9 protein-coding genes are annotated in these 14,841 nt (G+C 72.7%); all 9 read left to right on the forward strand.

Annotation, left to right across the window (positions count from 1 at the left end; all coding sequences use genetic code 11):
* Position 1 precedes the first annotated feature (1 nt).
* The 9 genes from meaB (at position 2) to IE273_RS05680 (ending at position 14,835) form a co-directional block, all read left to right on the forward strand.
* The gene (meaB, locus tag IE273_RS05640; RefSeq protein ID WP_189814017.1) at positions 2-1,012 is read left to right on the forward strand and encodes a methylmalonyl Co-A mutase-associated GTPase MeaB; all 1,011 of its coding nucleotides are present in this window, start codon (positions 2-4) and stop codon (positions 1,010-1,012) included.
* Between the two features lie 739 nt (positions 1,013-1,751).
* Complete coding sequence (locus IE273_RS05645; RefSeq protein WP_189814018.1) at positions 1,752-3,230, forward strand: sugar transferase; 1,479 nt, start codon at positions 1,752-1,754, stop codon at positions 3,228-3,230.
* A gap of 73 nt (positions 3,231-3,303) precedes the next feature.
* Positions 3,304-4,620 (forward strand): nucleotide sugar dehydrogenase, encoded by a 1,317-nt coding sequence (locus IE273_RS05650; protein WP_189814019.1) that lies wholly within the window; start codon positions 3,304-3,306, stop codon positions 4,618-4,620.
* Positions 4,610-5,875 (forward strand): glycosyltransferase family 4 protein, encoded by a 1,266-nt coding sequence (locus IE273_RS05655; protein ID WP_189814020.1) that lies wholly within the window; start codon positions 4,610-4,612, stop codon positions 5,873-5,875. Before IE273_RS05650 ends, IE273_RS05655 begins: the two co-directional genes overlap by 11 nt.
* Positions 5,872-7,242: a Wzz/FepE/Etk N-terminal domain-containing protein gene (locus IE273_RS05660; RefSeq protein WP_189814021.1), complete on the forward strand. Its 1,371-nt coding sequence runs from the start codon at positions 5,872-5,874 to the stop codon at positions 7,240-7,242. The genes IE273_RS05655 and IE273_RS05660 overlap by 4 nt, the downstream gene beginning before the upstream one ends.
* On the forward strand, positions 7,239-8,750 hold the full coding sequence (locus IE273_RS05665) for a Wzz/FepE/Etk N-terminal domain-containing protein (RefSeq protein ID WP_189814022.1): 1,512 nt from the start codon (positions 7,239-7,241) through the stop codon (positions 8,748-8,750). The genes IE273_RS05660 and IE273_RS05665 overlap by 4 nt, the downstream gene beginning before the upstream one ends.
* 3 nt (positions 8,751-8,753) lie before the next feature.
* Complete coding sequence (gene asnB / locus IE273_RS05670) at positions 8,754-10,709, forward strand: asparagine synthase (glutamine-hydrolyzing) (protein ID WP_189814023.1); 1,956 nt, start codon at positions 8,754-8,756, stop codon at positions 10,707-10,709.
* Complete coding sequence (locus IE273_RS05675; RefSeq protein WP_189814024.1) at positions 10,706-12,886, forward strand: bi-domain-containing oxidoreductase; 2,181 nt, start codon at positions 10,706-10,708, stop codon at positions 12,884-12,886. Before asnB ends, IE273_RS05675 begins: the two co-directional genes overlap by 4 nt.
* On the forward strand, positions 12,883-14,835 hold the full coding sequence (locus IE273_RS05680; protein ID WP_189814025.1) for a heparinase II/III family protein: 1,953 nt from the start codon (positions 12,883-12,885) through the stop codon (positions 14,833-14,835). Before IE273_RS05675 ends, IE273_RS05680 begins: the two co-directional genes overlap by 4 nt.
* Positions 14,836-14,841: the final 6 nt, after the last annotated feature.

Raw genomic sequence — 14,841 nt, forward strand, 5'->3', positions numbered from 1 at the left:
GATGGCCGCGATCGATCTGGACACCTATGTGAAGGGTGTGCTCGACGGGAAGCGGGCCCTGGTGGCCCGCGCCATCACGCTCGTCGAGTCCACCCGGCCGCAACACCGGGCGCTGGCACAGCAGTTGCTCACCGAACTGCTGCCGCACAGCGGCCGGGCGCGGCGGATCGGCGTCAGCGGGGTGCCGGGTGTCGGCAAGTCGACGTTCATCGACGCGTTCGGCACGATGCTGACCTCGCTGGGCCACCGGGTGGCGGTCCTCGCCGTCGACCCGTCCTCCACCCGCACGGGCGGCTCCATCCTGGGCGACAAGACCAGGATGGAGCGCCTGGCGGTCGACCCCGCGGCCTTCGTCCGCCCCTCCCCCAGCGCGGGCACGCTGGGCGGGGTCGCGAAGGCCACCCGGGAGTCGATGGTGGTGATGGAGGCGGCGGGCTACGACGTGATCCTGGTCGAGACCGTCGGCGTCGGCCAGTCCGAGACGACGGTCGCCGAGATGGTCGACTCCTTCCTGCTGCTGACGCTGGCCCGCACCGGTGACCAGTTGCAGGGCATCAAGAAGGGCGTCCTGGAGCTGGCCGACGTGATCGCCGTCAACAAGGCGGACGGCCCGCACGAGCGCGACGCGCGGGCGGCGGCACGGGAGTTGGCGGGCGCGCTGCGCCTGATGCACGGCAAGGACGCCTTCTGGACCCCGCCGGTGCTGCATTGCAGCGCCCGCGAGTCGACCGGCCTCGACACGGTCTGGGAGCGTCTGGAACAGCACCGCACCCTGCTCGACTCCACCGGCCGGCTGGCCGCCAAGCGCCGGGACCAGCAGGTCGGCTGGACCTGGGCGATGGTCCGCGACGAACTCCTCGGCCGACTGCACGCCGACCCGGCGGTCCGCGCGACGGCGCCCGACCTCGAACAGCAGGTCAGGGAGGGCCGCCTGACGGCCACACTGGCGGCGGAACGCATCCTGGCGGCTTTCGAAGGCCGTACGGCGCCGGGAATCCCTTCCGCGGAATGAACTCGCGTTGTCCGGTCCGGCGAATCGAGGGAAGGGCACAACGCGAACAAGCGCGCGAAGATGTGAACGTCAGTTGTTCAAGTTGTGTGTGGGGCTGCCGATAACCGGTAAGGACCGGCCATACCGCAGCACGCGGGTTTCGATCACACCGGCCGCCCGTCGCGCGGCCAGCCGGCGGCACCCATGGCCGCCGTCGCGGTGATCGGCGCAGCCCCCTCCTTCCCCAGTCACTGACGGAAGCGCAGGTCAGAGGACCTCTACGCACACGATCACGTCGTGTGGAAGCCGCACCCGGGGCCGGATGAGCCGCTGGGGCGCGCGGTGGCGCAAAGGCGCCCATGGGCGGTCACCGATCGATGGACCAAGCCTCAAAAGCTTGAGCACAAATTCCACACATCCTCTCTTCAGATCGGCTTCGATGGTCTAGATTGACCGTGCTTCAGCTGTTCGGGCATGAGGCGACCAATAACGATCTTCAAGTCCGGCGCTACGGAAAGCCGGCAGTCGCGTCCCCGGTGCCAGACGAATTCATGATCAATTCCGGGAGCCCGAAACGGGGCCTTGGGCGCGGGGAGCACCAGGGGGTTCCGAAACAGCCGGAACGGCATGCGCCGGGACGGCGTGCACGGGGGGGCGGGGGCCTCCCGGGGGGAGGAACAGTGCGGGAGGCGGGGGCCTCCCGAGGGGGAGGAACAGTGTTGGGCGAACACGTCGAACCACTGGGACCTGGGGGGGTTCTGTGCGGCAAGGGGGACTTGTCAGCCCGTTCCCGTCGGCGCGCGAGCGTCTGGCGAACGGGGCGATCAGCCGGCCCACGATCGACTGGGAGCAGCGGTACCGCCGTACCGTGATCATCAGCGACACCCTGGCCACCGCCTTCGTGGTGGCGGCGATCGGCAACTTCTTCGGGGCCCGGGACGCGGCCAACTGGCACGAGAAGTGGGGGATACTCGCCTTCGGCACCGAGGTGCTGGTGCTGGGGGCCCTCGCGGTGAGCCGGGCCTGGGCCCCGGCCGTGCTCGGCCAGGGAGCCGAGGAGTTCCGGCGGCTCGGACGCTCCCTGTTCATGGCGACCGTCGTACTCGCGCTCGGCGGGATCGCCCTCACCTCACGCAACATCAAGCTCTGGATCTTCGTCGCGATCCCCGCGATCGCGCTCGTCGCCATGACCGCGCGGTACCTGCTGCGCCTGTGGCTGCACAAACAGCGCAAGGAGGGGCGGTGCCTGCGACCGGTGCTCGCCGCCGGGAGCGTGGCCACCGTGCGCGACCTGATCCACCGGACCCGCAAGTTCCCGCACCTCGGCTGGCGCGTGGACGCGGTGTGCACGACGGACGGTCTCGGTCTCGACGGTGACGAACTGGACGGAGTGCCGGTCGTCGGCCAACTGGCGGACGTCGCCAAGCACGTCAGCCACGACGGCTACCGTGTCGTCGCGGTCACACCGGACCCGCACTGGTCACCGGACCGGCTCCAGCGGCTGGCCTGGAACCTTGAGGGCAGCGACGCCGAGATGGTCGTGGCCCCCGTGCTGATGGAGGTGGCCGGTCCGCGGCTGCACGTCGACGCGGTGCTCGGCATCCCGCTGCTGCGGGTCAGCATGCCCACTTTCACCGGGGGCCGCCGGGCGGTCAAGGGCGTCGTCGACCGGATGGGAGCGTCGCTCCTGCTGCTGCTGTTCGCACCGCTGATGGTGTTCGTCGGGCTGCTCGTGGTGGCGGACAGCCGGGGCGGGGCGTTCTACCGCCAGCGCCGGGTCGGCAAGGACGGCCACGAGTTCACCATGTACAAGTTCCGCACCATGGTCGTCGGGGCCGACGGGGCACGTGCCCAGCTGGCCCACCGCAACGAGGGCTCCGGCCCGCTGTTCAAGCTCCGCCGGGACCCGCGCGTGACCCGGGTCGGAACGGTGCTGCGCCGGTACTCGCTCGACGAGCTCCCGCAGCTGTTCAACGTGCTCACCGGCTCGATGTCGCTCGTCGGTCCACGGCCTCCGCTGCCGGAGGAGTGCGCCGCGTACGACCCGGACATCCGGCGGCGGCTGCTGGTCAAGCCCGGTCTCACCGGCCTGTGGCAGATCAGCGGACGCAGCGACCTGTCGTGGGAGGAAGCGGTCCGCCTGGACCTGCGGTACGTGGAGGACTGGTCGCTCGCCCTGGACACAGTGATCTTGTGGAAGACGCTGCGTGCGGTGCTCTACGGGCAGGGCGCCTACTGATGCGCGGGGGCCGTCGTACGGCCGGACGTGCGGACCGCAGGCCACGGGGCCTGCCTGGGGGGAGGAACGCGTCATGAGAGTCAGCGTTTTCGGGCTCGGCTACGTGGGCTGCGTGTCGGCCGCGTGCCTGGCCAGCATGGGGCACGAGGTCATCGGGGTGGACGTCAACCAGGTGAAGGTCGACCTGGTCAACGACGGCAAGGCCCCGGTGGTCGAGGAACGGATCGGCGAGCTCACCGCCGAGGTCGTGCGGATCGGGGCGTTGCGCGCCACCGGTGACGTCCGCGAGGCGATCGGGAACAGCGAGGTGTCGCTGGTCTGCGTGGGCACGCCGTCGGAACCCAACGGCAGCCTGTGCACCACGTACCTGGAGCGGGTCACCGAGCAGATCGGCGCGGCGCTGGCCGAGCGCGGCGGGCGGCACACCGTCGTCTTCCGCAGCACCATGCTCCCGGGCACCTGTCTGAACCTGCTGGTGCCGATCCTGGAGAAGTACGTCGGCGGCACGGCCGGCGTGGACATCGGGGTCGCGGTCAACCCGGAGTTCCTGCGCGAGGGCACGAGCGTGCGGGACTTCTTCGACCCGCCCAAGACGGTCATCGGCGAGCTCGACCCGGCGAGCGGCGACGCGGTGCTGGCGCTGTACGACGGCCTGCCCGGGGAGGTGTTCCGGGTCCCGGTCCCGACGGCCGAGGCGATCAAGTACGCGGACAACGCGTTCCACGGCCTCAAGATCGGCTTCGCGAACGAGCTGGGCGCGGTGTGCCAGGCGCTCGGGGTGGACTCGCACCAGGTGATGGACGTCTTCCTGGCCGACCGCAAGCTGAACATCAGCCCCGCCTACCTGCGGCCCGGCTTCGCCTTCGGGGGCTCCTGCCTGCCCAAGGACCTGCGCAGCCTGGTCCACGCGGCGCAGCGGGCCGACGTCTCGGTGCCCATCCTCGCCCACGTGCTGCCCTCCAACTCCGACCATCTGCAACGCGCGGTGGACCTGGTCGAGCGCACCGGCAAGAGACGCATAGGCATGTTCGGGCTCTCGTTCAAGCCCGGCACCGACGACCTCCGCGAGAGCCCGCTCGTCGAACTGGCGGAGAGGCTCTTCGGCAAGGGGTACGACCTGCGGATCTACGACGCCAACGTGAACCTCTCCCGGCTGATCGGCGCGAACCGCGAGTACATCGAGGACCGGCTGCCGCACCTCGCGCAGCTGCTCGCGAACTCCGTCGGCGAGGTGCTGGAGCACGCCGAGGTGTGCCTGGTCGGGACCAGGGATCCGGCCGTGCTGTCGGCGCTGCCCCAGGGCGACGGCCCGGTGCTCGTGGACCTCGTCCGCCTCCCCGACGCCGAGGCGCGCCGGGCCGAACCGGGGTACGTGGGCCTTGCGTGGTGACGCGACCGGCGACGCCGGGCCGGCCCGGCGCGCGCTGATCCTGGTGGAGAACCTGTCCGTGCCGTTCGACCGGCGGGTGTGGCAGGAGTGCACGACACTGCGCGACGCCGGCTGGGAGGTGCACGTCATCTGTCCCCGGGGGACCAAGCGGGACACGGAGCCGGAGGCGGTGATCGACGGGGTGCGGATCCACCGCTACCCGTTGCGCGCGGCCACCGGAGGTCCGGCCGGCTACCTGCGGGAGTACGGATCGGCGCTGTGGCACACGGTCCGGCTGGCCCGGAAGGTGGGCCCGGTGGACGTGGTCCACGCCTGCAACCCGCCCGACCTGCTGTTCCTGCCGGCCCTGTGGCTGAAGCGGCGCGGGGCGCGGTTCGTGTTCGACCAGCACGACCTGGTACCCGAGCTGTACCTCTCCCGGTTCGACCGGGGCAAGGACCTGCTCTACCGCGCCGTGTGCGCGCTGGAACGGCTGACGTACCGGGCCGCGGATGTCGTGCTCGCCACGAACGAGAGCTACCGGGGCGTCGCGGTGCGCCGTGGCGGCCGGCGGCCGGAGGACGTCTTCGTGGTGCGCAGCGCCCCCGACACCGACCGGTTCCACCCCGTACCGCCCGAGCCGGAACTGAAGCGCGGCGCGCCTCATCTGCTGTGCTACCTGGGCGTCATGGGCCCGCAGGACGGCGTCGACTACGCCTTGCGGGCCCTGGCGAAGCTGCGCGACGAGCTCGGACGGACCGACTGGCACGCGGTGTTCGTCGGCGCCGGCGACACCTTCGACGCGATGGTGGAGCTGTCCCGGCGGCTCGGTCTCGCGGAGCATGTGGAGTTCACCGGGCGCGTTCCGGACGCCGACCTGGTGCGCTACCTGTCCACCGCGGACGTGTGCCTCTCCCCCGACCCGCTCAATCCGCTCAACGACGTGTCCACCATGAACAAGGTCCTGGAGTACATGGTGATGGGCCGGCCGATCGTCTCGTTCGACCTGAAGGAGGCGCGGGTCTCCGCCGGTGACGCCGCCGTCTACGCGCGCGCCAACGACGAGGCCGAGTTCGCGGGGCTCATCGCGCTGCTGCTGGACGATCCGGAGCAGCGGGCCCGGATGGGCAAGCTCGGCCAGGAGCGGATCAGCGGGCCGCTCTCCTGGCGGCACTCACAAGCGTCACTGCTCGCCGCCTACGACGCCGCCTGCCGCGACCACGCTCCGGTGTCGGCGGGCGACCCGGGCCGGGCAAGGAAGAGGCCGCGCCGTTGAGCGATGACACGATACGCCTGGTCACGATCGGGCGGATACTCCGGCGGCGGCGGCGGTTCCTCGCCGTCCTCGCCATGGTGGGGGCACTCGTCGGCTACGGCGCCTCCGTGCTGTTCCCGCCGCGGTACACGACGTCCGCCTCGGTCCTGCTGCCCGGACAGTGGGAAGAGCGCGAACTGCTCACCCAGGTGGACATCGCGACCAGTTCGACGGTGGTCGACCGCGCCGCCGCCGCGCTCGACTGGCCGGGCGTCAGCGGCGCCGAGCTGCGGGACCACGTGTCCGCCAAGGCAGCCGACGGGAACATCATCAAGATCTCGGGCACGGCCGACACCCCGGAACGCGCGCAGCGGCTCGCCGACCAGGTGGCCGACCAGTTCGTCAGGTTCGCGGCGCGGATCGCGGGCGGCAGCACCGACTCCAAGGCGGCCACGGGTCCCGAGGCGCTGCGGAAGAAGGTCGAGGAGACCAACCGCCGCATCAGCGAACTGGCCGGTGCGGCCGACCCGGGACAGACCGTGGAGAGCGTGCAGGCCCGCACCGAGCTGGAGAAGCTGCGCACATCGCTGGAAGAGGCCATGACGAAGCTGGAGCAGGCCGACCCGGCGGACCCCGTGGCCGGCATGGTCGTCATGGGGCCGGCGGCCCGCCCCACCGGCGAGGCGCCGCCGACCAGGACGCAGCTCGTCGTCGCCGGGGCGCTGCTGTTCTTCCTGCTCGCGGTCATCGGCCATCTCGTCGCCGCGCGGGCGAACCGCCGGCTGCGCACCGAACCGGAGATCGCCGCGGCGCTGGGCTCGGCGCTTCTCGGCACCGTCGACGTGCCCGCCGACCGGCGCGGCGGGCACCGGCCGGCAGACCGCGGCCCACGGGCCCGGATGCGCCGGCTCCTCGGCATCGACACCCGGTGGGACCTCCCGGCCCCGCAGGCATCCGGCGACGAGGCCGGCCGACGGATCCGCTACCGGCGGGTGTGCGCCCGACTCCGCACCCAACTGCCCTCGCCGAGGCGACTGTTGGCCGTCGTACCGGACGGCGACGAGATCGCCCGCCGGGCCGCCGAACAGCTCGCCGCCGAGGCCAAGAGCGACCCGCAGCTCCGGGTGGTGCAGGTGTCGGTGGACCGGCCGGTCGTGCCGGACCGCGACACCGAGTCCGGCGCCCTGGTCGTCCTCAGCGCGGGGAGCTGGACCGCGGAGGAGCTCGCCGGCCTCGCCGAGGCGTGCGCGGACGGCATGCACGAGGTCGTCGGCATCGTCGTCGCCGGCATGGTCCGGACCCGTCCGACGAGGACGGACGGCCGTCCTCCGGACGAGGCCACGTTGGCGCTCGCGGTCCCCGGCCACGCGACGGGAGGCTCGGCGTGACGACGAGCACGACACCGGATTCGTCGGCCACCACCCCGCTCCTCGACCTACAGGCGCTGGTGGTCGCGGTCCGCAGGCGCCGCCGCCTGTGGTACGCCATGGCGCTCCTCGGGCTGCTGGCCGGCGCGGCCGTGGCGGTCCTGATGCCACCGCCGCCGACCGCGGTCACCGAGGTGCTGGTCGCGCACAAGGAGGACCAGCCCAACGACACCGGAACGCTGATCCGCACCGATGTCGAGGTGTTGGGAACCACGCGGATCGCCGAGAAGGCCCTGCGGTCCCTCCACTCCTCCGCGGACCCCGAGGACTTCCTGCGGGACTACCGGGGCACCGGCGTCACCAACAACCTGCTGAAGATCACTGTGACGGGTGGCAGCGACGCGGAAGCGGTGTCCCGGGCCGAAGCGCTGGCCGACGCGTTCATCGCGGACCACGTGCAAAGGATGCGGGCGACCGCGGACGCCGAGGCCAAGGCCCTGCTCGACCAGCGTGACCGGATGAAGGACGAGCTCGCCCAGGTCAACAAGGACATCGGGGGCCGGTCACCGCAGACGGAGACCGACCCGCAGGAGTCGGCGGGCATCGAGTCGCTCTTCGCCCGCCGGGCCGAACTCACCACCCGTGTCGCCGACTTCAACCAGCGCGCCGAGGAGGCGCGTGTCGGCACGCCCCAGGTCGTCGCCGGCACACAGATCGTGGACGCCCCGCGCCCGGTGAAGCACTCCCTGGCCAAGGCCGCCGCCACCGACGCCGCGATCGGGCTCGTCCTCGGCCTCGTCCTCGGGCTCGCCCTCGCCGCGGTCGGTGTCGTGGTCGCGGACCGCCCCGTGCTGCGCCGGGACATCGCGGCGAACCTCGGCGCCTCGGTCATCGCGGAGCTGCCCCGCCGGTCGGGCAGGCGCCGGCGGACCCGGGTGGCACGCGAACGGCTCACCGCGCACCTCGCCCGCACCGTGCGCGGCTCCACGGAACCGGTGTCGCTGCTGGAACTCGGCTGCGCGCGCGGCGCGAGCGTGATCGCCCTCGACCTCGCCAGGGCGATGGCGGCGGAGGGGACGGTGACCGTCATCGACGGTCTGCCCGGCCCGCAGCTCTCGGACCGCCGCCCGAAGCCCGGGGACCCGACCGTGGTCGGCGGCGAGCGTGCCGCGGCCGTGTCGCCCCAGGAGCGCCGGCTCGGCGTCGGTTCGGTGGCGCCGGGCACGGCGTGGACCGACCTGCGGTACCTCGGCACGCAGACCGTGCTCGTCGTGCGTGCCGGCCACGGCAGTGCCGCATGGCTGCACACCGTGGCGCGGCAGCTCGCGGACCAGCACATCGCGGTGATCGGTGTGGTGCTGATCGACCCCGATCCACGGGACCGCACCGACGGCACGTTGTGGGACGGGCTGCACACCGCGCTCCGCGGACGCAGCGAGCGGCCGGCCCAGCAGCCGGGCCGGCGGCGGACGGAGCGGCAGCCGATGTGGGCCGCACGGGGCGCGGACAACGACCAGGAGGCCCGGTAGCACATGTGTGGCATCGCAGGTACGTACCGCTGGCCGGACGGCAAGATCGTGACCGACCGGCTCACCGACACCCTCGCCCACCGCGGTCCGGACGCGGCGGGCCGGTACAGCCACCCCGCCGGTGACGGCGAGGTGCACCTCGGGCACCGCCGGCTGGCCGTCATCGACCTGTCCGGGACCGGCGCCCAGCCGATGGTCTCGGGCGGCCTCGCCCTGACGTACAACGGCGAGCTGTACAACGCGCCCGAGCTGCGCGCCGAACTGGCAGCCGCCGGGGTGCGCTTCCGCGGCACCTCCGACACCGAGGTGCTGCTGGAGGCCTGGCGGCGCTGGGGCACCGACTGCCTGCCCCGGCTGCGCGGCATGTTCGCGTTCGGCATCTTCGACGAGCGCACCGGTGACCTGGTGCTCGCCCGGGACCAGCTCGGCATCAAGCCGCTGTTCCTGCTCCGGCGCGGCGAGGGTCTGGTGTTCGCCTCCGAGCTCAAGGCGCTCGCCGCCGTGACCGGCGGCCCGCTGGAGGTGGACCATGCGGCGCTGGTGGCCTCCCTGCTGTACTACTGGGTGCCGGACTCGCGGTGCGCGTTCCGCGAGGCGGAGAAGCTGCCGCCGGGGAGCTGGCTGCGGTGCCGGGCCGACGGCTCGGTGCGGCGCGGCCGGTTCTGGAACCTGAAGGACGTCGCCGCCGAGGGCCGGGAGCGGGCCCGGGCCGGCGAGCGGCCGGACATCGCCGCCGTCGTCGAGGAGTCGGCCCGGCGCCACCTGCTCTCCGACGTACCCGTGGCGACCTTCCTCTCCGGCGGGCTGGACTCCAGCTACCTGACCGCGCTGGCGGCCCGCGACCGGCCCGGGATCCCCGCTTACACGATCGGGTTCCGCGCCGAGGACGCCAGGTTCGAGGCGATGCCGGACGACCTGCGCTACGCCCGGCGGGTGGCCGAGCGGTTCGGCGTCGACCTGCGGGAGATCGAGATCGCCCCGGACGTGCTCGACCTGCTGCCGCGGATGACGTACCACCTGGACGAGCCGATCGGCGACCCCGCCGCGATCAACACGTTCCTGATCTGCTCGGCCGCCCGGGAGGCCGGGGTCAAGGTGCTGCTCTCGGGGATGGGCGCCGACGAGCTGTTCGCCGGGTACCGCAAGCACCTGGCCAACCTGCTCGCGCTGCGCTACCAGCGCGTCCCGCGGCCCCTGCGGCGCGGGCTGTCCGCGGCCGTGGACCGGCTGCCGGTCGCGACGAGCCGCCGGGGGTACCGCTCGGTGCGCTTCGCGAAGCGGTTCCTCTCCTTCGCCGATCTGCCGGAGGAGACCGCGTTCCGGCGCAGCTACACGATGTACGACCGGGACGAGCTGCTCGCCCTGGTCGATCCGGATCTGGCCGGGGCGGTCGGGGACGTGCTGACGGAGCACGCGGACATCTACCAGGACAACGAGCTCGACGACTTCGTCAACCGCATGTGCCTGGGCGACGCCCGGATGTTCCTGCCGGGTCTGAACCTCGCGTACACGGACCGCTCCAGCATGGCCGCGTCGACCGAGGTGCGGGTGCCGTACGTCGACGTCGAGGTGGTCAAGGCGGCGTTCGCCGTGCCCGGCGACCGCAAGATCGTCGGACGGCAGGGCAAGGCCGTCCTCAAGGAAGCGGCCGTCTCGGTCCTGCCCCGGGAGATCGTGTACCGGCCCAAGGGCCTGTTCAGCGCCCCGCTGCGGGCCTGGATGAGCCGGGATCTGGCGCCGCTGGTGCGTGAGGTGGTCAACGACGGGGAGCTCGTCCGTTCCGGGTTCCTGCGCCGTGACGCGCTGACGCGGATGGTCGCCGAGGACGCCGCCGGGCAGCGGGACTTCTCCAAGCATCTGTGGCACGTGCTGACGCTTGAGTACTGGTATCGCGACGCGATCTCTGGGTCCGGCCAGAGCACTCGGCAAACGGCTTGGGAATCAGAGGAGTTCGGGTGAAACAGGTTGTGCAGAACTACAAGAGCGGCGAGCTGGCGGTGCTCGACGTGCCGGTGCCGGAGTGCAAGCCGGGCGGTGTGCTGGTCCGCAGCGCCTACTCGCTGATCTCCACCGGGACCGAGCTCATGAAGGTGTCCGAGGCCGGCATGTCGATGCTGGGCAAGGCCCGCTCCCGGCCGGACCAGGTGGCCAAGGTCATGCAGAGCGTGGCCACCAACGGGGTGCCCGCCACCTACCGCAAGGTGATGGGCAAGCTGGACTCCTACACGCCGCTGGGCTACTCGCTGTGCGGGGTGGTCGAGCAGGTCGGCGCCGGGATAGACGAGGTGAAGGTCGGCGACCTCGTGGCCTGCGCGGGCAACGAGCACGCGTTGCACGCCGAGCTGAACTGGGTGCCGAAGAACCTCTACGTCCCGGTGCCGGACGGCCTCGCGCCCCGGCACGCGGCCTTCGGCACCGTCGGGTCGATCGCCATGCAGGGCGTCCGCCAGGGCGGGCCCCAGCTCGGCGAAGTGGCACTGGTCATCGGCCTCGGGCTGATCGGGCAGCTGGTGGTGCAGCTCCTGGCCGCCTCGGGCGTGCGCGTCGTCGGGGTCGACCCCGACCCGGTGCGCTGCGAGCTGGCCGGGCGTCTGGGCGCCGCGGCCTGCGGAGACCCCGCGTCCGCGGCCGTGGAAGCCGCCGTCGCCGAACTCACCGGCGGCCTGGGCGTGGACCAGGTGTACCTGGCCGCGGGCGGCGGCAGCAACCAGCCCGTCGAGCTGGCCGCCCGGCTCTGCCGGGACCGCGGCCGGGTCGTCGACATCGGCAAGTGCCGCCTGGACCTGCCGTGGAACGCGTACTACGAGAAGGAGCTGGACGTCCGGTTCTCCCGCAGTTACGGGCCCGGGCGCTACGACCCGGAGTACGAGCTTCAGGGGCGGGACTACCCGATCGGCTACGTGCGCTGGACCGAGCGCCGCAACCTGGCGTGCTTCCTCGATCTCCTCGCCCGCGGCAGCGTCGACGTCGAGCCCTTGATCTCCCACGTCGCCGACTTCGACGACGCCGTCGAGACGTACCAGCGCCTGAAGGACGGCGACCTGAAGGCGGTGGCCGTCCTGTTCCGGTACCCCCGGCAGGAGGGGGAGGCGGCGAAATCGGCGGCCCCGGTGGTGGCCGTGCCCGCGGTGAACGTGCGGCGGAGTCCGGCCCGGGTGGCCAACACGTCGGTGCGGCTGGCGTTCGTCGGCGCGGGCAACTACGCGACGTCGATGCTGCTGCCGCACCTGGCGCAGCGCGACGGCGTCGAGCTGTCGACCGTCGTCACCACGACGGCGCTGTCCGCGGCCAACGCGCAGCGGAAGTTCGGCTTCGCCGAGGCGACGACCGATCTCGACGCCGTGCTCGGCGACACGTCCATCGACGCGGTGTTCGTCGTCACCCGGCACAGCTCGCACGCCGAACTGACCCGCAGGGCGCTGCTGGCCGGCAAGGCCGTGTTCGTCGAGAAGCCGTTGGCGCTCACCGAGGAGGAGCTGGCCGGGGTGCTCGCGGCGGTGGAGGAGTCCGGCAACGACCGGTTGCAGGTGGGCTTCAACCGCCGGTTCGCGCCGCTGCTGCGGGAGGCCAGGACGCGGTTCGGCGCCCGGACCGGTCCGGCGCACCTGCGTTACCTGGTCAACGCGGGGCGTCTCGACCACACCAGCTGGTACCTCCAGCAGGGCACCGAGGGCTCGCGGTTCGCCGGCGAGGGCGGGCACTTCATCGACACGGCGAGCTGGCTGCTCGACGCCGACCCGGTCTCGGTGTACGCGGTCGCCTCGCCCGGCAACGAGGACCTCCAGGTCGTGCTGCGCTACCCGGACGGGTCCACCGCCGCCATCAGCTACGTCACCAGCGGCCCGGCCGGCTTCCCCAAGGAGACGCTGGACCTGGTCGCGGACGGCAAGGCGCTGCGGCTCGACGACTTCGTCCGGGCCACGGTGTACGACCGCAAGCGGTGGGTCAGTTCGCGGCTGCCCAAGGCCCGTGACAAGGGCCAGAACGCCGAGCTGGCCGCGTTCGTCAGGGCCGTGCGGACCGGCGGGCCGATGCCGGTGCCGCTTGAGTCCCTGGTGGCCACCACGGCGGCCACCCTCGCCGTCCGGACCGGCCTGGCCGGCGGTGTGCCGGTGGCGTTGGAGCGGGCACGATGACCATGAGCGCGGGCTGGTACCTGCGGCGGCTGTCCCGGATGGGACCGCGGGAGGTCGCGGGCCGGGCGGGCGACGCGGTGCGCAGACGGCGGTGGCGCTCGGCGCTGCCGGACTGCCCGAGCGTGACCGGCGCCCGGTTCACCGCGGTCCTGCCCGCGGGGACGATCGCCGCGGTGCCGCCGGACGCCGCCAAGCGGCTCGTCGCCGAGGCGGACCGGCTGATGGACGGGCACGCCGAGTATTTCGGGGTGGTCCGCGACGACCTGGCCGACCCGGACTGGTGGTACGACCCGAAGACCGGGCGCCGCGCTCCGCGGGGCTACGCCTTCGACGTGCCCTACCGGGACGAGGACGCGGTCGGGGACATCAAGCAGATCTGGGAGCTGTCCCGGCACCAGTACCTCACCGTGCTCGCCGCCGCCTACGCGATCACCGGGAACGAGCGGTACGCCGAGCGCGTGGCCGGGCACCTGCGGTCGTGGTGGGCGGCCAACCCGCCGTTGCGCGGGGTGCACTGGACCAGCGGCATCGAGCTGGGCATCCGGCTGCTGTCCTGGGTGTGGGTCCGCCGGCTGCTCGACGGCTGGCCGGGCGCGGCCGGGCTGTTCGAGGGCGACCCGGTGGCGCTGAACCAGATCTGGCACCACCAGCGCTGGCTGGCGGCCTTCCCCAGCCGGGGGTCCTCGGCGAACAACCACGTCATCGCCGAGGCCGCCGGGCAGTTCGCCGCGGCCTGCGCGTTCGGCTGGTTCCCCTCCTCGGCGCGCTGGCGGGCCGACGCGCTGCGGTCGCTTCAGCGGCACCTGCGCGGCAACACCTTCCCCTCCGGTCTCAACCGCGAGCTGGCCTCCGAGTACCACGGCCTGGTACTGGAACTCGGCCTGGCCGCGGTCGCCGAGGCGGACGCCGCGGGCGTGCCGGTGCCCGCGTCCGTCCGGCTGGTGCTGCTGCGGATGACCGACGCGCTCGCGGCCGTCGTGGACGGCCGGCTGCGACCGCCGCGCCAGGGGGACGCGGACGACGGGCACGGTCTGGTCGTGGACGGCGCGGGCACCGACCGCTGGGCCTCGCTGCTGGCCACCGGGGACGCCGTGTTCGGCCGGCTCGCCTGGTGGCCGGTGGTGACCGGCACCGATGTGCGCACCCCGCTGCTGGCCGCGCTCCTCGAACCCGCCGAACCGTCCGTGTCCCGCCCGGCGAGCCGCCCGGCCCACTTCGCCGACGCGGGCATGACGATCCTGCGCGGTCCGGCGGAGATCTGGTGCCGCTGCGACGGCGGTCCGCACGGCTTCCTGTCCATCGCCGCGCACGCCCACGCGGACGCGCTGTCCGTGGAGGTCCGGCACGACGGGGTCGACGTGCTCGCCGACCCGGGGACGTACTGCTACCACGGGCAGCCCGAGTGGCGGCGGTACTTCCGGTCGACGCTCGGCCACAACACCGTGCAGCTGGACGGCGGTGACCAGTCCGTCTCCGGCGGCCCGTTCCTGTGGACCCGGCATGCCAAGAGCCACGTCCTGGCCGTGGACACCTCCGGCGCCTCCTCCGGGGGGACGGCCCGCTGGTGTGCCGAGCACGACGGTTACCGGCCCTCCGCCCACCGCCGCCGGGTGGAACTGACGGCGGCCACGCGGGAGTTGAGGGTGGTCGACGAGGTGCGCGGTCCGCGCCGGGCCGTGCGGCTGGCGTTCCACCTCGGCCCGGCGATCAGCGCGGACCTGGAGGGCAACCGGGCGGAGCTCACCTGGAGCCGGGACGGCGAGGACCGCTCCGCGCTGCTCGTCCTGCCAGGGGAACTGTCCTGGCGCGCGCATCGCGGCGAGACCGAGCCGCCGCTGGGCTGGTACTCCGCGGGATTCGGGCGCAAGGAACCCACCACCACGCTGGTCGGCAGCGGTGTCGCCGACGGCGTGCGGGGGTTCACCACCGTACTGACGTTCCGCGGCTAGGGGGGA

Origin of the sequence: Streptomyces olivaceoviridis (assembly GCF_014650115.1) — a bacterium.
Taxonomy (GTDB): Bacteria; Actinomycetota; Actinomycetes; order Streptomycetales; family Streptomycetaceae; genus Streptomyces; species Streptomyces olivaceoviridis.